The following is a 17,050-nucleotide window of genomic DNA, read 5'->3' as shown; positions in this document are numbered from 1 at the left end:
CGCGCCCCCGGGCCAGCGCCCGGACTTTCCCGTGAGGTTTCCCTTGTCCCTCTCCATACCTCGCAGTCTCGCCCTGGCCGCCGCCGCCGCGCTCGCCGCCTCGATGGCCCTGACCGGTGCCCAGGGCGCGGTGGCCGCCGCCACCACCGGCTCGTCGCCCGCCGCCGCACCGCAGGCCGACAAGGCGAGTGCCCGCTCGCTCGACCTGTCCCTGGACGGGGTGCCGCGGACCTTCGTCGCCGGCGGCGACAGCAAGCTGTTCAACTTCACCGTCGACAACAACACCAAGCACGACTTCGTCTACTACCCGCTGCTCAAGTTCAAGAACGCCAAGGGCACGCTGCGGGCGGAGGACCTCAAGGTCGAGTTCCAACTGCCCGACGGGCTGGACAAGTCCAAGACCTGGCTGCCGGCCAAGCCCGCGCCGGGCGGCGGCGAGACCGACGACGACGGCGTGCTGTTCCTGCTCGCCAAGCTCATCGACGGGCATGTACCCGACTTCGAGAACTCGCTGCTCGCGGTCAACAAGGGCAGCAGCCTCACCGTCACCGTGCGGGTCTCGGTCGGCAAGGACGCGCCGCTCGGCACGGCCGGCGTCGTCCCGGTGGTCTTCGCCTCAAGGTCGGAGGGCAACAAGCCGACGGGGGAGGGCGAGTTCAGCTGCGACGGCATCCGCGGCGAGCGGTTCAAGATCGTGGCCGGGGGCGGCGGCAAGCCGAGCCCGACCGTGGCGCCGACGACCACCAAGCCGACCAGCCCGAGCGCGAGCCCGACCGTGAAGCCGACCGGCAGCCCGTCGGCCACCACCTCGCCGTCGGCGACCGGTACGCCGTCCGCCACCGCGACAGCGACCGGCAGCCCGAGCGCCACGGCCACGCCGAGCACGAGCACCAGCCCGTCGGCGACCACCGAGCCGTCCGCCACGGCGACGCCGTCGGCGACCGCGACCGCCACCACCACGCCGAGCGCCACGCCGAGCGCGACGACGACGCCGTCGGGCAGCGCTTCGCCGAGTGCTTCGTCGAGCGCGTCGCCGAGCGCTTCGCCCAGCGCGACGGGCGGCGCCAGTGCGAGCGGCTCGCCGAGCGCCCCCGCCGGCACCGCCCCGGCGACCCCCGCCCCCGGGGGCACCCCGGACGACGAGGAGACCGGCGGCCGGCAGCCGATCGACTTCCCGGTGAAGGTCCCGGCCATCGCGCCGCTGCCGATTACCCCGGAGGCCGTCGTCAAGGCGCGGGCCAACGCGGACAAGGCCCTGGCCACCACCGGTGGCGGTGACAACACCACCGGCATCGCGATCGCCGGCGGCGCCGTCCTCGCGGCCGGTGTCGGCACCCTGGTGGTGCTCCGCCGCCGCCGCGCCGCCCAGCAGGGCTGAGCAAGGACGGCCGCAGCCGCCCGTGTCCCCGGCCCACCGGGGGCACGGGCGGTTCCGTCCGCCGCCCCGGCCGTGCCTAGGATGAGCCCCCTGGGGCCTCCGAGGGACGGGCCCGGGGGGCCGACACGGCAGGCGAGGTAGCGGGGTGCGGGGACGGGGCGCGGAGCGCTCGGCAGGGCCGGGACGGTCGAGGCGCGCGGCGCGCGTCGAGAGGGACCACGAGGCCGCCACCGGCCGGATCGCGGGCCTGCCGGTCCGCAGACACCATGTGCTGCTGCTCGCCTGGACGGTCCTCTGGTTCCTGCTGGTCGAGCCGAGCGGCGGCTTCTCCTGGCACTACCTGCGCCAGGGCGAGGAACTGCTCTTCAGCGACCGTCCGGACGGCGGCCTGGCGCTCTACGCCGACCACCCCGAGCTGCAGATCGGCCCGGTCAGCCTGGCGGTGGCCCGGCTCTTCGACCCGTTCCCGCCGCACACCGGCCAACTGCTGGCCGAGGCGGTGATGTCCGGCCTGGGCCTGGCGATGCTGGTCCTGGTCGGCCGCACCGCCGCCCGCCACTACCTGGGCACCGGCACCAACCACCGCCGGCTCCAGCAGCGGCTGCTGATCGCCGGCCTGGCGTTCATCCCGATGTGGGTCGAGGTGTCCGTCCGCTTCGCGCACCTGGACGACGTGCTCGCGCTGTTCTTCACCACCCTCGCCGCGTACGAGGTCAGCCGCGGCCGGGCCGCCCTGGTCGGCGTCCACCTGGCGCTGGCGGTGGACTCCAAGCCGTGGGCGCTGGCGTTCGCCCCGCTGATCCTCGCGCTGCCCCGGGCCAGATGGCCGCGGACGGCGCTCTGGTTCGTCGGACTCGTCGCCGTCGCCTGGCTGCCGTTCTACCTGGGCGACCTGAACACCATGGCAGCCGCGAAGTTCACCATCCCCAACCAGCCCGCCTCGGCGCTGCGCTGGTTCGGGGTGACCGATCCGGCGACGCCGTGGTGGGACCGCCCGGCGCAGTTCGCGCTCGGCCTGGGGCTGGGCAGCCTGGCGGTCTGGCGCGGACGCTGGCCGGCCGTCGTCCTGCTGGGCGCGGACGCCCGGATCCTGCTCGACCCGAGCGTCTACACGTACTACTCCGCGTCGGTCCTGCTCGGCACGCTGCTCTGGGACACGGTCGGGCAGCGGCGGCTGGTGCCGTGGTGGAGCTGGATCGCGCTGGTCGCCCTGTACGGCGGCACGCTGTTCCTGCCGTCCGACCCGGCGCGCGGCTTCGTCCGGCTCGCCTTCGTGGTGGTCTCGGCCGGGTACGTGCTGCTCTGGCCCACCCGGCAGCGGGGCCGGGGCGGTGACGGGTCCCGGCGGGTCGCCCGGCAGGCCGGCGCACGGCGGCGGCCTGATCCGCGCCGGAACCGGCTTGACCCTCACGCAACGGGAGGCGGGAGGGTCGTGGTCAGCACGGAGGGAGGACCCGGATGGACACCGGGGACGGGTACCCGGTCGGTGCCGTGGCGAGGATCGCCAAGGTGACCGTCCGCACCCTGCACCACTACGACGAGATCGGCCTGCTGTCCCCCCGGGGCCGCACGCGGGCCGGCTACCGCCGGTACGACGAGGCCGACCTCGGACGGCTGCAGCGGATCCTGTTCTACCGCGAACTCGGGTTCTCCCTGGAGGAGATCGCGGCCGTCCTGGACGACGACTCGGTGAGTCCGAGCGAGCACCTGCGGCGCCAGCACCGGTTGCTGACCGACCGCATCGCCCATCTCCAGAAACTGGCCGCGGCCGTCGAACACGCCATGGAGGCAGAGAAGATGGGGATCCAGCTGACCCCGGAGGAGAAGTTCGAGCTCTTCGGCGAGAACTACCGCGAGGAGTGGGAGACCGAGGCCGAGCAGCGCTGGGGCGACACCGCGGCCTGGACGGAGTCCCAGCGCCGCACCGGCGGCTACGACAAGGCCGACTGGGAGCGGATCAAGGCCGAGACGGACGGGCTCAACGCTCGTCTGGTGGAGGCCTTCACCGCCGGCGAGCCCGCCGACGGCGGCCGGGCCACCGACCTCGCCGAGGAGCACCGGCAGCACATCTGCCGGAACTTCTACGACTGCACCTTCGAGATCCACCGCGGCATCGCCGGGATGTACGTCGCCGACCCGCGCTTCACGCAGGTCTACGAGGACCTCGCCCCGGGTCTGGCGCGGTGGCTGCACGACGCCATGCTCGCCAACGCGGCCCGGCGTACCGGCGAGCAGGCGTAGCCACGGCGGGACGGCCGCGCCACGGAGGTCGTACGGTCGTTCCGGACAGTACGAAATTTTCTTCGAACACCCTGCAACCTCGCCGGGACTCGGACGTCTGAGAGGGTGAGGGCCGATCCGGCGCGGGTCACCACCGCGCCGGTGCCGGGCCTCGCCGCAGAGGCAGAGTCCGACTACCACGGGGAACCCACCATGCGCCCGTCCACTGTCCGGCGTCTCGTCAGGACCGTTCCGCTGGCGGCCGTCGTCGCCGGGGCGGCCGGTTACGCGCTGCTCCCCGCCGAGAGCGGCGCGGGCGCCGGCCCGGTCCGGGCGGTGCGGCCGGTTCCGGTGGAGGTGCTGCCGGCCGGAGCGGTCGCGACGGGCCCGGTGCCGACGGGGGTGGCGCCGACGGGTCCGGTGCCGACGGGGGTGGCGCCGTCGGGGGCCTCGATGAGGTCGGCGCTGGCCGCGCCGGTGGCCGAGGGGTCCGCACCGGTGTTCGCACCGGTGCTGGTCCCGGCCGGGTACGCGGACGGACTCCCGGCCGACGCCACGACGGTCCTCACGGCCACTCCGGGCCCGTCCTCCACGCCGTCCGCCACCCCGTCCGCCCCGGGCGGCGGGGCGCTGCCCAAGCCCGGCGGCTCCCCGGTCTGGCCGGAGGTGCCGCCCCTCGCGGTCGGCGAGCAGGTCGACGTCGCGATCCGCCCGCTCGGCGGCACCTGGGAGGCCCGCGCCGACGGCAGCTACGTCGACTTCGAGGTGACCTGGACCAACACCACCCCGATGCGCTACGACGAGGTCGTCCCGGTGGTGCGGGTGCTCCCGTACGACTACCCGGCCGCCGTCGCCCGCCCGGGTACGACGGCCAAGGGCATGCTGGACCGCAAGGACCTCGACGAGTGGCGCGAGGTCAAGCTGGACCAGGTCGGCGTGGGCACCGGCCCCCAGCAGGGCACCTTCGCGCTCGACCCCGGGGAGCGCCGGACGGTCCGCTACCGGCTGACCCTGGCCTCCGGCGGCATGGCGGGCCGGCTGCCGATCTCGGCCGAGGGCTGGATCGGCCGCGGCGCCAGGGCGGTGCGGGTCGGCGGTACGGAGGCCCGGTTGCAGGTGACGGTGGCCCAGCCGGTCCAGCTGTCGGTGACCAGGCCGACGGACGCGGCGATGGGCCGGGTCCCCTCCGAGGTGCGGGTGGAACTGACCAATGTGGACGGCTTCGCCAGCCACACCGTCGCACCCGCCCTGGCGGTGCCCGACCCGCGCACCCAGGCCACCGGACAGGGCCCGGGGCCGGAGGCCCTGATCACCGAGGTGCTGGTGGACGGCGAGTGGCGCCGCCTCCAGGCCACCGCGGGCGCCGGGGGCCCGGTCCCGCTGGACACCGCCGGGCTCTCCCGGGTGCTCGGCCCGGGGGAGAGCACCGTCTACCGCTTCCGGATCGCCGTGCCGACCGGATGGCTGGCCTGGATGGGCATCGACCTGACGGTCGGTCACAGCGTCGACGGCCAGGCCCTGCCGACCCGCAGGGCGCACGTGCGCCTGTCCTCCTGACGGCCGGCCGCTCGCCGACGACGATCCGACCGGGCCCGGACGGGCCGGGGCGACCGATGACGATGTCCTGACGCACCGGGGTGGAACCGGACCGCCGTCGGGGGGAAAGCGAAGACGGATGTCCATGGCCATCGGGCCGGCCTCACGGGCCGCCCAGGGGCGCGGGGCCACCCTGCGCGGGCTGGTGACGCTGCTGTTCGGCGCCCGGGAGGTGCAGGACCCGGGCGAGGTGCTCGACGTGCCGGTCGCCGCGCAGTCGGCCGGCCGGCGCCGCGCCGGGTTCCGCCTGCTGCCCGGCGGCGGCCGCTCCCGCGAGGCCGGGCCGACGCTGACCGACCTCTATCTCACCCACCGGCTCAGCCTGGTCCGCCTCGCGGTGCTGCTGGTCGACCATCAGGACCAGGCCGAGGACGTCGTGCAGGAAGCTTTCGCCAAGCTCTACCAGCGGCACGGAGAGCAGCTGGACGATCTGGACAACGCGCTGGCCTACCTGCGCACCGCCGTGGTCAACGGCGCCCGGTCGGTGCTGCGCCGCCGCCGCACCGCGCGCGAGTACGTACCGCCCCACGAGGCGGACGCGCCGTCGGCGGAGGACCACGCCGTCCTGAACGACGAGCACCGCCGGGTGCTGGTGGCCATGCAGGAGCTGACCCCGCGCCAGCGCGAGGTCCTGGTGCTGCGCTACTGGTCCGACCTGTCGGAGTCGGAGATCGCGGAGATCCTCGCGGTGTCCCGCGGCACGGTGAAGTCCACCGCGAGTCGGGCCCTGGACGCCCTGGAGAAGAAGCTGGAGAACGCCCGATGAGCGACTACCGGCGCCCCACGGTGGGCGCGGAGCGCGGCGGCGGGGCCGGCGGGGAGAACGGCGCCGGCCGCGGGACCGGTCCCGGCGGCGACTCCCCGGTGGAGTATCTGCTCCGGGAGGCGATGGCGGCCCGCGCCGCCCGGATCACCACCCAGGACCTGCGTCCGGCCGACCCGCCGAAGGGTCCCCGGATGCGGCGCCGGCCCGCCTACCTGATGGGCCTGCCGCTGATGGGGCTGGCCGCGGCGACGCTCATCGGCGTGCTCACCATCCCCACCGACACGCGCGCCGACCGGCGCGGCGACGCCCCGGCGGCGACGATGAGCGCCAGTCCGGACCCGTCCGGGGGCACGGACCCGCTGTCGCCGACCGCGCAGCCCTCCGACGCGCTCGGCGTCCCGGCCGGGGCGCCGCCCGGGGGCTCCCCGCAGGACTCCCCGGACCCCGCCGCGGGGCAGGGGTCCGCCCCGGGCCGGGGCGGGACCGCCGGCGGCGGGGGCGGGACGGGCGGCGGGTCGGCGCGCTCCCCGGAGCAGTCCGCCGCGGCACCCGGGGCACCGTCCGGGGCCGCGCCCGCTCCGGGCACGGCCGGTACCGGGGTGGCCCGCCCGTCCCAGGGCATCGAGGTGGGCTTCGACGGCCTGGCGGGGGCGGAGGCGATCGCCGGCGGCGAGCTGGTGACCTTCTCGGTGAGCTGGCGCAACACCACCCAGGAGTCCTACGAGGCGGTGGCACCGGTGGTGGCGGTCCGGGCGCTCGCCGACCCGGTCGGCACCGACCGCACGGTGCGCGGCCGGCTGCAGCGCGAGGACGCGGGCGGCACCTGGACGGAGGTCCCGCTGACCGAGGCGACGGGCGCCTACCTGACCTCGGGCGATCCGGTGGCGTTCGCGCTGGCCCCGGGGGCCGTCCAAACGGTCCGCTACCGGCTGGACCCGGCGATCGACAGCGCGGAGGGGACGCTGTTGCTCCAGGCCCTGGCCGTGCTGCCGACCGCGAAGCGGGCCGAGGAGGCGTCGACGCTGACGGCGCTGCGGCTGAGCAGGGCCCCCGCCAGCGCCCGGAAGGCACCGGCGATCAACGTCGAGAAGACGGCGCTCGGCGTGGTCACGATGACCGTCCGCAATCCGGGGGCGGCGCCGCTGGCCTCGGTGGTCCCGACCGTCCGGCTGAACGGGAAGGACGCGGCCAAGATCGTGGTCCAGGCCCGGTACGGCTCCGGCGTCGAGGGGTTGCGCACCCTGCCGGCCGCGTTGGACGGGAACGGACAGCTGATGGTCGACACCACCCTGCTGGAGCGGCTGGTGAAGCCGCGCGAGTCGACGGCCTTCACGTTCCAGTTCAGCGTGCCGGACGACTGGCGGCCCGAGGGCATGAACGACTTCGCCGTGCTGCTGGGGGCCAAGGGGGACGGTCAGGACGCCGCACCGGTGGTGGTCTACCCGGGGTTCAACCTCCTCACCGCGCCCCTCCCCTGAAAACGCCGCCGGCGGTCCGGCCCCCACTGCTCGGGGGCCGGACCGCCGGCGGCTCGGGCGCGCTGCCCGCCGGCTCAGGCCAGCGAGGCCATCCACGCCTCGACGTCCTCGGCGCGGCGCGGCAGGCCGGCCGAGAGGTTCTCGTTGCCGTCGGCGGTGACCAGGATGTCGTCCTCGATCCGGACGCCGATGCCGCGGTACTCCTCCGGGACGGTCAGGTCGTCCTGCTGGAAGTAGAGGCCGGGCTCGACGGTGAGCACCATGCCGGGCACCAGCAGCGCGTCGACGTGCTCCTCGGTGCGCGAGTGGGCGCAGTCGTGGACGTCCAGGCCGAGCATGTGGCCGGTGCCGTGCAGGGTCCAGCGGCGCTGCAGGCCCAGTTCCAGGACCTTCTCCACGTCGTACACCGAGCCGTCCAGCAGGCCCCAGGCGAGCAGTCGCTCGGCGAGCACCCGCTGCGAGGCGTCGTGGAAGTCGCGGAACCGGGCGCCCGGCTTCACGGCCGCGATGCCGGCCTCCTGCGCGTCGTGCACCGCGTCGTAGATCTTCCGCTGCAGCTCGTCGAAGCGGCCGTTGATCGGCAGGGTGCGGGTGACGTCGGCGGTGTAGAGGGTGCTGGTCTCCACGCCGGCGTCGAGCAGCAGCAGCTCGCCGGGGCGGACCTCGCCGTCGTTGCGCACCCAGTGCAGGGTGGTGGCGTGCGGGCCGGCGGCGCAGATCGAGCCGTAGCCGACGTCGTTGCCCTCGACCCGGGCGCGGCGCCAGAAGGTGCCCTCGATCCAGCGCTCGGAGGTGGCGACGGCCTGGCCGAGCTCGCGCACGCAGTCGGTGAAGCCCTTGACGGTGGCGGCGCAGGCGGCGCGCAGCTCGCCGATCTCCCACTCGTCCTTGACCAGCCGCAGGCCGCTCAGGAACTCCTTGAACTCGGCGTCCTTGCCGGCGTCCAGGGCGGCGTCGAGCGCGGCCTCCAGGCCGGCGTCGTAGCCGCGCACGATCCGGGTCGGCACGCCGTCCGCGGCGCGCTCGGCCAGCTCGTCGGCGGCCTTGCGGACGTCGCGGACCGGCAGGCCGAGCAGCTGCTCCTGCTCGGTGAGGCTGTGCCGGCGGCCGACCCACAGCTCGCCGTAGCCGTCGAGCCAGAACTCGCCGTTCTCGCGGTCGGAGCGGGGCAGCAGGTAGAGGTGGAAGGTGTGGCCGGTGTCGCCGGCGGGCTCGGCGACCAGGACGGCGTCCTCGGTCTGGTCACCGGTGAGGTGCACGTACTCGCTGGCGGCGCGGAAGGCGTAGTCGCAGTCGTTGGAGCGGACCTTGAGGGTGCCCGCCGGGACGACCAGACGCTCGCCGGGGAAGGCGGCGGACAGCTTGGCGCGGCGCTCGGCGGCGTACGGGGCCTGCGGGACCGGGGCCAGGCCGTGCAGCTCGGTGTCGGCCCAGCCGGACTTCATCGAGGCGGCCAGCTCGTCGGAGACCTTGGAGTAGAGGCCGTTCTTGCGGCCCTTGTACTGCTGCGGCTCCTCGTCGCCGCCGACGGCCTCGGGGTTCTCGGCCACCGCGGGGGTGCGGTCCTCGGTCACGTACGTCGCCTCCTTGCGCGTGGTGCCGCCCGGGGCGTGTCGGATCGCGACACAGGTGGGCGGCCGTGCGTCCATGGTACGGACGCCCGGCCGCTCACCCGTTCGGGCCTTCGCCGGGTCCGTTCGAACCGGCCGGGCCGGGCTACTCGAAGCGCGCGGCGAGCAGCGTCAGGTCGTCGTTGGCCGGGACGCCCCCGGCGCCGGCCGCCTCCTGCTCCGCCGCGACCGCCACCAGGTGGGCACAGAGCCGGTCGGGGTCGCTCCGCACGTCGCGCGGGGCGTCGGCGGCGGCCCGGCGCAGATTGGCCTGCCCGGCGTGCAAGGTCGGGCCGAAGCGGCGGGCCAGTCCCTCGGTGCAGAGCAGCAGCGTGTCGCCGCGCTCGGCGGTGAACTCGACGCCGGGCGCCTCCCAGCAGGAGAGCACGCCCAGCGGCGCGGAGAGCGAGGTCTCCACGAACTCGGCGCCGTACCGGGTGACCAGCACCGGCGGGCAGTGTCCGGCCCCGGCCAGGGTGACCCGCCGTCCCTCCGGCTCCACCCAGGCGTAGACGGCGGTCGCGGTGCGGGCCGGCTCGGTGGTCTTCAGCAGCAGTTCGAGGTCGCCCAGGACGGACACCGGGTCCTCGCCCTCCAGCACCGCGTACGCCCGCAGCGCGGCCCGCACCCGGCCCATCGCGGCGGCCGCGCCGGGGGCGGAGCCCGGTCCGGCGCCCGGGCCGTCGCCGGACACCGAGCCGACGGTGAGGCCGACCGTGCCGTCCGGCAGCGGGATGGCGTCGTACCAGTCGCTGCCGCAGGAGCGGTCCAGGCCGGCCGGGACGAGCCGGGCGGCCAGCCGCAGGCCGGCCGGCTGGGGGAGGTGGTCGGGCAGCAGGCCGCGGCGCAGCGCCTCGGTGGTGCGCCGGACCTTCTCCGCGTCGAGCTGCTTGGCCAGCAGCGGGGCGGCCACCTCGCAGTAGCGGCGGGCCAGTTCGCGCTGGCGCTCGGTCGGGGCGGCGGGCCGGTCGTAGAACCAGAGCACGGCGGCCAGCGGGCCGTCCTCCTCGGTGGCGAGCGGCAGGCCGTAGCAGCCGCCGAGGCCGAGGTGGCCGGCCAGTTCGCGCAGCCGGGCGCCGATCGCGGGATCGCCGGCGAGGTCGTGCGACTGCAGCTCGACGGGCCGGTCGTGCTCGCGCAGCAGCCGGGCGAGCAGGCTCTGGTCGGTCGGGACGGTCTCCAGCGCGCCGAGGCTGGCGCGGTCCAGTCCGAGGCCGACCGGCTGGCTGGGGCCGCCGCCGGGCAGCGCGGTGACCAGCAGGGCGCGGCCGGCGCCGAGCAGCGCGGCGCCGGAGGCGAGCACCGCGTCCAGGGCGGCGGACAGGCCGCGGGCGCGGGCGAGCCGCGCGGTGTGCTCGTGCAGGCTGGTGAGTTCGGACAGGCGTCCGGCCAAACGGTCCTGCACGCGGGTGGCGGAGGCGGCGGGCCGTGCGCCGTCGGATGCGCCGGGGGCGCCCGCAGCGCGGCTCGCGCCCTCGCCGCCGCCCGGCAGCTCACCGGGCGCTGCGCCGTCCGGCTGTCCCTGCTGCGGCCCGTCCGGCCGGCCGGCGGACTGTCCGGCGGGCGCGGCCGGCTCGTGGAAGCCCGGCGGATCGAGCACGGAGAGCCCGCTGGTGCCGCCGGGGTCGGCCGGCTCGGAGGACGTCGACGGTGGGTGGGACTCGGTCATGCCGCCACTCCTGACGCGGTGGTGCGTGTCACGCGGATCATGCGGAACCCCCAGGTACGGCCGTTAGGAGCGAGCACGGCCAAAAGGGCGCGTTTCGCCTCGATTCGCTACTACTCGTCATTGATCGACAGCAATGCCACCACTTCTACACAGGCCATTCGGGGCATGTCCAGAGCCATGACAAGGCAGATGGCCCGTTCCGCGCCGGAGCGGCCCGGCCGGGGGCGCGTTCCGTTCGGCGCGCGCCGGTCGACTGCGCCGCAGTCCGGCGGGACACGGTGCCCCGGCCGCCCGTCGGGCATGGAGCGGTCGGCGAACGGGCAGAACCGGGGGGACGGCACCGGCGGCCGTCCGGATCGTATGCCCCTGGCGCCGGCCGGCCGGGTCGGCCGGAAGCGACTCACTCGTACGGTGGAACCAACCGCGGCCGGGCGGCGTCCATCCGGTCGCATACGGGATTCTCGTTCCAAGGGCTGTTCTATTCCACGGCCCTTTCACATCGTGCTCCACCGCGTGCTCCAGGCCCGCGCCGTTGTCGCACCGCCGTCCGTTCCGCCGTACGCCCCGCCCGCAGCCCGGCCCCGGCCCGGCCCCCGGTCCGTTCCGACCCGGCTCCCGGCCGGTTCCCTCCGTCCGGTTTCGCGGGCCGGTCCGGCGTCCCCGGACGCGCGGCGGCGGCCGGTCCGGCGACCGCGGGCGGAGCCACCGAGCGGTCACGGAAAGGAACGGGTGCCAATGCGTGACAACCCACTGCGCGACGACCCGAGGGGCCGGTCGGCGGCCCGGGCGGCCCGGCTGGCCGGGGCCCTGACGGCGGCCGGCGGGCACCGCTGGCCCGTCGTCCCCGGCGCCGTCCTGCTCGCCGACGGACACTGCTCCTGCGGCGACCCGGACTGCCCGGTGCCGGGCGCCCACCCGCACGACCCGCCGCTGCTCGCGGCCACCACCGACGCCCGGATGGTGCGCTGGTGGTGGGAGCGGCGCTGCCCGGACGCCCCGGTGCTGGTGGCGACCGGGCGGACGGTCTGCGCGGTCAGCCTCCCGGCGGCGGCCGGTGCCCGCGCGCTCGCCTACCTGGCGGCGCTGCGGCTGCGGCTCGGCCCGGTGCTGGCGATGCCCGGCCGCTACGCGATGCTGGTCGCCCCCTACTCGCTGGACGCGCTCGGCGAGATGCTCGTCCAACTCCCCTGGGTGCCCGGATCGTTGCGCTACCACGGGGTCGGCGGCTTCCTGCCGCTGCCGCCCGGCGGCGGGGACGGCGACCGGGTGCGCTGGGTGCTGCCGCCCGGCCGGGGTGCCGACGGCGAGGTCTGGCTGCCGCAGGTCGAGCCGCTGCTGGGCGAGTTGGTGGCGGCGGCGGTCCAGCTGGACAGCGGCCGCTCGGCATACTGACGATCCGTCGTCGGCGTACTGATCGGGCACGGCCGACCGGCCCCGGCGTGGGGCGTTCGGAAAACAAAAGATCCGGCCGCTGGCGACGGGGGATGCACCAGCGACCGGACTCTTTAGACAGTAACAAGGATCCGCGCCCGCGCCAATTTCCAAGACGCCCTCGCAGCCCGGAAATTGCGGGTTGCGGGCGACAATGTGACGCGTATCACGCCGATCCGCCGGGTGTGTCCCGGCGTTGCGTCCCGCCTTTAGTTCAGGGTGACCTGACGGTTCACCAGGTTCGCCCGGGCCCGCCGCTCGTCGGCGGTGAGCGGGGCCGGGTCGGCGAGCGTCGCGGCGAGGCGCTCGGCGAACTCCGCGGCCGGCTTCTCGCAGTCGGCCGCGGTCATCTCGATCGGCAGGTCCCAGACCGGCACGGTCAGGCCGTGCGCCCGGAAGGAGCCGACCAGGCGGGTGTCCGGGCCGATCGCGGACTGCTCGGCGGCGGTCAGCCGGGCCAGCGCGTCCAGCAGCTGCTCCTCCGGGACGGTCATCACCCAGCGCAGGTGGTTCTTGTCCGGGGTGCCGCACCAGTAGGCGGCGTCGACGCCGGCGAGCTTCTCGGTGGGGATCGCCGAGGCGTTGGCGCGCTCCAGCGAGGCGGCCACCTCGCCGGTGGCGGTCTCGGCGTCCTCCAGCCAGAACTCGAAGCCGGTGTGCACGGTCGGCTCGAAGGCGGCGGTGCCGTCCAGCAGGTCCTGCAGGCGGCGGCCGCCCGGCACGGTCCGGCGGGCCGGCACCGGGGTGCCCGGCTCGGTGGCCAGCGCCAGCTCCAGGGCGTCCGCGAGGTCACGGCTCAGGTCGCCGGACGACGACTGGGTCTGCAGGCCCAGCAGGATCGAGCCGTCCTGGCGGCGCAGCGCGGGCCAGGCCAGCGGCAGCACGGTGGCCAGGGTGACCGACGGCACCTCGCCGGCGGCGTCCCCGGCCACCCCGGCGGCCAGCGTCAGCGGCACGGTGGCGGCGGGCACCAGCTCGCGCAGCGCCACCCAGTCCGCCTCGCCCGGCAGGCCCTCGAACGGGCGGTGCACCAGCTCCTGGACGGCGTGCGAGGCCTCGCGGCCGTGGCAGGCCTTGTAGCGGCGGCCCGAGCCGCAGGGGCAGTCCTCGCGGGCTCCGACCACGGGGATCTCGCCCGTGACGGCAGGGGTGGACTGGGTGCGCTGCGGCGCCTTCTTGGCGGCCTTCTTGCCCATGGTGCGGCTCTCCCGGGAACGGTGGTGTTGTGCTCCCGGCAGCCTACTGACGTTCCCCGGGCGCGTGGCGTGCGCCGGGGCGCGGGCGGCCCGGCCCGCGCCCGCCGGTCCGGTGCGCGGCCGGTCAGCCGGTGTGGCGGCCGTTGCCGGGGTGCCCACCGCCGTGCTGCCCACCACCGTGGTGTCCGTCGGCGTGGTGTCCGCCGCCGGTCCGCCGGGCGTGCCGGGCGCGGGCCGGCAGCGCCGCCCACACGGTCACCTCGCCGGGGGCGTCGCGCACGCCCCAGTCGCTGGCCAGCTGGTCCACGATGCTCAGCCCGCGGCCGCCGTGCGAGGTCAGCGAGGGGCTGGACGGCGACGGCCGGGTCTGCGCCCCGCCGTCGGTGACCTCCAGGGTGAGCACGCCGTCGGCGTGCATCTGCCAGCGCACCAGGACGCCGCCGGCGTCCTCGCCGGCCTCGCCCGCCGCGGCGGCCTGCTTGCTGCTCCCGCCGGTCCGGGCCGGTCCGCCGACCAACAGCGGTTCGACGGCCCCGGAGCGGGCGCCCCGGCCGAGCGCGGGCAGCGGGCCCAACGGTCGGGCGTAGCGACAAGCGTTGCTCAAAAGTTCGGAAAGGATCAGAACCGCATCATCAATGACCGGTTCCGGTATCTCGCGGTCTCCCAGATCTCGACGCAGCCGGCGCCGTGCGACCCCGACACTCGCTGGGCCGTGCGGCACTGCCATGGTCGATGAAGTCGGCACTTCACGCGCCACCATCAACGCCACCCCCGGACCTCCTTCAGCGTATGCCGAGGGATGGATGCCCCTTGGCAATACGTCGGAAACGACCGTGCGGCGATCCCTCGCGCACATTTGACGGCCGTCCACTGTCGGTGCGCGAGAGGTGATTCGACGCTCACCCTGCGTCGTGAAACTGTATGAATTGCGGCAGAAATCGTCGCCGAAAGGTTTGAGTCCCTACCAAGCCGATCAACGGCCGATGGTGGTTGAACGGTTCACCACAGCGGTACCACGTACCCCGCGATTACCACCGGGTCCGCCGGCGGGTCCGGCGACGGCTCCGGGCGACGGCTCCGGTGTCCGGGCTCAGCGGCCGAGCTGGGCCAGGACCTCCGCCGGGCGGTTGGTGATGATCGCCGACACCCCGAGCTCCAGGCAGAGCTCGACGTCGGCCGGCTCGTCCACGGTCCACACGTGCACCTGGTGGCCCAGCTCGCGCAGCCTGGTCACCAGCCCCGGCCGGGCCCGCACCAGCTCGATGCCGGGACCGGCGATCCGCGCCCCGCCCGGCAGCGGCGCGCCCGGGCGCAGCCGTCCGCGCAGCACCAGGCCGCGCTCGAACAGGAACACCCGCGGGTACTGCGGCGCGGCCGCCGCCACCCGGGCCAGCGCGAGCGAGGAGAAGCTCATGATCCGGGCGTTGACGCCGTGGCCGCCCGCGCCGCCATCGCCCGCGCCACCGCCCGCGCCGCCGATCCCGAACCGGTCCAGCACCCGCAGCAGCTCGGACTCCACCCGGCCGCGGAACCGCACCGGGTGCTTGGTCTCGATCGCGAGGTCCACCGGACGTCCGCAGTCCACCACCAGCTCCAGCAGGCTCTCCAGCCGCAGCACCCCGCGCAGCTCCGGGTCCTCGCTCGGCCGGCCGGTCTTCCAGGCGCCGAAGTCGTGCGCCTCCAGCTCGGCCAGGGTCATCGCGGACACCGTGCCCCGGCCGTCCGAGACCCGGCCGATCCGCCGGTCGTGCACGCAGACCAGCTGCCCGTCGGCGGTCACCCGCACGTCGCACTCCAGGGCGTCCGCCCCCTCGGTGAGCGCCTGGCGGTAGGCGGCGAGGGTGTGCTCGGGAAGGGCGTACGAGGAACCGCGGTGGGCGATCACCTGGACGGGCGGTGCGGTGCGGGCCGTCACGGGCGAGACATCAGGGCTGGTCACGCCCTACACGATAGGCCGCGCAAGTGAAGCGGAGGCGAAGACGGTCCCAACCCGGGGGGCCGTCTTCGCCTCCGCCTCCGCCTCCGCGCCCGCGGCTGCGGAGCGGGTCAGCGCGCGACGGCGCCCCGGGCCCGGGTGAGCGGGGTGAGCGCCCAGGTGGCCAGGGCCGGCACCAGGAAGCCGAACAGCGAGGCCGAGGTCCACTCCTGCGGGGTGAAGTGCAGCGCCTCCTGCGCGGAGGTCCAGAGGTCCGTCCACCAGCCGGCCACCGCGGTCGGCGCGATCAGCTGGTAGGTGGCGAAGCCCAGCGCCCACGGCAGCAGCATCAGCCAGCGGGACGGCGCGTCGGCGGAGAGGTCCCAGCCGCGCCGCCCGGCGCCGAGGAAGTAGTCGACCGCCAGCACCGCGAACATCGGCACGAAGACCGAGCCGATCAGCCCCAGGAAGGCGTAGTAGGAGTCGGTGAACGCGGTGATCTGCAGCGCGAGCACGGTGATCAGCACACCGGTGCCGCCCGTCAGCACCCGGCGGTCGACCTTCGGCAGCAGGTTGTGGATCGACATCGCGGTCGAGTACACGTTGGCGAAGGACTGGTCGGTCTCGCGCAGCACCAGCACCAGCAGGAACAGCCAGCCGGCCCAGACGCCCAGGAAGGAGTCGAAGATCCGCTCCGGGTTCCCGTCCGCCTGCAGCAGCGCCATCAGCCCGAGTACGTAGCACCAGACCTGCGCCATCGTGTAGCCGGAGAAGCTGCCCCAGAACGCCGAGCGCGGGGTGCGCGAGTGCCGGGTGTAGTCGGCGGCGAGCGGTACGAAGGAGATCGACACCGCGATCATCGAGTCCGTCGCCCGCAGGAAGCCGTGCCAGTTGCCGGCACCCGGGTCCGGCACGCCGTGCCGGCCGAGCTGGACGGTGAAGTACACCATCGCGACCGCCACCGCGGCGGCGACGAAGCGGCGCAGCACCGCGATGGCGCCGAGCGGCCAGATGGTCAGCGCGGTGGTCAGCGCGCCGGCCAGCACCACGAAGACCCAGCGGTAGCCCTCGGTGCCGGTCACGGTCTGCGCGCCGAGCGCGATCGTCAGCAGCTCGTAGACGCCCCAGCCGATGCACTGGACGATGTTGAGCACCGTCGGCACGTAGGACAGCCGGGTGCCGAACAGGCCGCGCAGGTTCGCCATGGCGGGCGCGCCGGTCCGCGCGCCGATCAGCGCGGCCACGCCGAGCATCGCGGTGCCGACCACGGTGCCGGCCACGATCGCGGTCACCGCGGCGGCCAGCGACAGCTCCTCGCCCTCGGCGCCGAGCACGGTCGCGGCGGTGGTGAAGCCGATCAGCGAGACGCCGAGGTTCATCCAGAGCGCGAAGTGGTCGCGGAAGCCGAGGGTGCGGGGCGGCTCGGTGTCCAGCACCAGCGGCGCCTCGGTGCGGGCCGGGGGCTCCAGGACGGCGGTGGCCGTCCGCGCGGTGTCCCCGTCGGGGGAACCGGGGGCGGTGGCCGCGGCGTCCTGCGGCGGGGGGACGTTCCGGGACGCGGGCGCGCCGGAGGACGAGGATGACGAAGCGGACGGCATGGCCGATTTCTCCCTACGCCGGCATTACCCGGACAGGTTCCGGCGGTCTGCGCCCCCTCGACAGCCGCCCACGAGCTCCGTGGCGTACGGTCGACCGGCGCACTCTCAGCCTGGTCGGTCCAAGCTCCCGCGTGTCAGTTCGGAGCGACAGGCTAGTCGCCGTCGGGGGGAACGCCAAGACGGGTCGTGTCGG

At 75.1% G+C, this 17,050-nt stretch carries 13 protein-coding genes and 1 riboswitch; of the genes, 7 read left to right on the top strand and 6 right to left on the bottom strand.

Features of this window, described 5'->3' with window-relative positions:
* Nucleotides 1–43 precede the first annotated feature (43 nt).
* From ABZW10_RS06355 to ABZW10_RS06330, 6 genes are all read left to right on the top strand, one after another.
* Nucleotides 44–1,378, top strand: a complete 1,335-nt coding sequence (locus tag ABZW10_RS06355) for an LPXTG cell wall anchor domain-containing protein (protein WP_355360775.1) — start codon at nt 44–46, stop codon at nt 1,376–1,378.
* A gap of 247 nt (nt 1,379–1,625) precedes the next feature.
* Nucleotides 1,626–2,891, top strand: a complete 1,266-nt coding sequence (locus ABZW10_RS06350; protein WP_355360936.1) for a hypothetical protein — start codon at nt 1,626–1,628, stop codon at nt 2,889–2,891.
* The gene (locus tag ABZW10_RS06345; protein ID WP_355360772.1) at nt 2,837–3,619 is read left to right on the top strand and encodes a MerR family transcriptional regulator; all 783 of its coding nucleotides are present in this window, start codon (nt 2,837–2,839) and stop codon (nt 3,617–3,619) included. The genes ABZW10_RS06350 and ABZW10_RS06345 overlap by 55 nt, the downstream gene beginning before the upstream one ends.
* Before the next feature lie 192 nt (nt 3,620–3,811).
* The gene (locus tag ABZW10_RS06340; RefSeq protein WP_355360769.1) at nt 3,812–5,155 is read left to right on the top strand and encodes a hypothetical protein; all 1,344 of its coding nucleotides are present in this window, start codon (nt 3,812–3,814) and stop codon (nt 5,153–5,155) included.
* Nucleotides 5,156–5,273: 118 nt separating this feature from the next.
* On the top strand, nt 5,274–5,960 hold the full coding sequence (locus ABZW10_RS06335; RefSeq protein WP_355360766.1) for a SigE family RNA polymerase sigma factor: 687 nt from the start codon (nt 5,274–5,276) through the stop codon (nt 5,958–5,960).
* Nucleotides 5,957–7,438 (top strand): hypothetical protein, encoded by a 1,482-nt coding sequence (locus ABZW10_RS06330; protein WP_355360763.1) that lies wholly within the window; start codon nt 5,957–5,959, stop codon nt 7,436–7,438. The genes ABZW10_RS06335 and ABZW10_RS06330 overlap by 4 nt, the downstream gene beginning before the upstream one ends.
* Before the next feature lie 74 nt (nt 7,439–7,512).
* On the opposite strand, the gene ABZW10_RS06325 is transcribed toward ABZW10_RS06330, so the two are convergent.
* Together ABZW10_RS06325 and ABZW10_RS06320 are read right to left on the bottom strand one after the other, a co-directional pair.
* Nucleotides 7,513–9,012 (bottom strand): aminopeptidase P family protein, encoded by a 1,500-nt coding sequence (locus ABZW10_RS06325; RefSeq protein WP_355360760.1) that lies wholly within the window; start codon nt 9,010–9,012, stop codon nt 7,513–7,515.
* A 142-nt stretch (nt 9,013–9,154) separates the two neighbouring features.
* Complete coding sequence (locus tag ABZW10_RS06320) at nt 9,155–10,717, bottom strand: GAF domain-containing SpoIIE family protein phosphatase (RefSeq protein WP_355360757.1); 1,563 nt, start codon at nt 10,715–10,717, stop codon at nt 9,155–9,157.
* A 735-nt stretch (nt 10,718–11,452) separates the two neighbouring features.
* Here ABZW10_RS06320 and ABZW10_RS06315 point away from each other — a divergent pair.
* Nucleotides 11,453–12,109, top strand: coding sequence for a bifunctional DNA primase/polymerase (locus tag ABZW10_RS06315; protein WP_355360754.1), 657 nt, complete (start codon nt 11,453–11,455; stop codon nt 12,107–12,109).
* A gap of 248 nt (nt 12,110–12,357) precedes the next feature.
* On the opposite strand, the gene ABZW10_RS06310 is transcribed toward ABZW10_RS06315, so the two are convergent.
* From ABZW10_RS06310 to ABZW10_RS06295, 4 genes are all read right to left on the bottom strand, one after another.
* Nucleotides 12,358–13,344: a DUF5926 family protein gene (locus ABZW10_RS06310; protein ID WP_355360751.1), complete on the bottom strand. Its 987-nt coding sequence runs from the start codon at nt 13,342–13,344 to the stop codon at nt 12,358–12,360.
* Between the two features lie 124 nt (nt 13,345–13,468).
* Nucleotides 13,469–14,113: an ATP-binding protein gene (locus ABZW10_RS06305; RefSeq protein WP_355360748.1), complete on the bottom strand. Its 645-nt coding sequence runs from the start codon at nt 14,111–14,113 to the stop codon at nt 13,469–13,471.
* A 321-nt stretch (nt 14,114–14,434) separates the two neighbouring features.
* Nucleotides 14,435–15,283, bottom strand: coding sequence for a glycerophosphodiester phosphodiesterase family protein (locus ABZW10_RS06300; RefSeq protein WP_355360745.1), 849 nt, complete (start codon nt 15,281–15,283; stop codon nt 14,435–14,437).
* 107 nt (nt 15,284–15,390) lie between these two features.
* On the bottom strand, nt 15,391–16,857 hold the full coding sequence (locus ABZW10_RS06295; RefSeq protein WP_355360743.1) for a cytosine permease: 1,467 nt from the start codon (nt 16,855–16,857) through the stop codon (nt 15,391–15,393).
* Nucleotides 16,851–16,998: riboswitch (TPP riboswitch) on the bottom strand. It overlaps the preceding gene by 7 nt.
* Between the last annotated feature and the right edge of the window lie 52 nt (nt 16,999–17,050).

This window comes from Kitasatospora sp. NPDC004723 (genome assembly GCF_040609255.1).
Taxonomy (GTDB): domain Bacteria; phylum Actinomycetota; class Actinomycetes; order Streptomycetales; family Streptomycetaceae; genus Kitasatospora.
The sequence above is the reverse complement of the archived record's forward strand: the minus strand, read 5'-3'. Positions and strand labels throughout refer to the sequence as shown.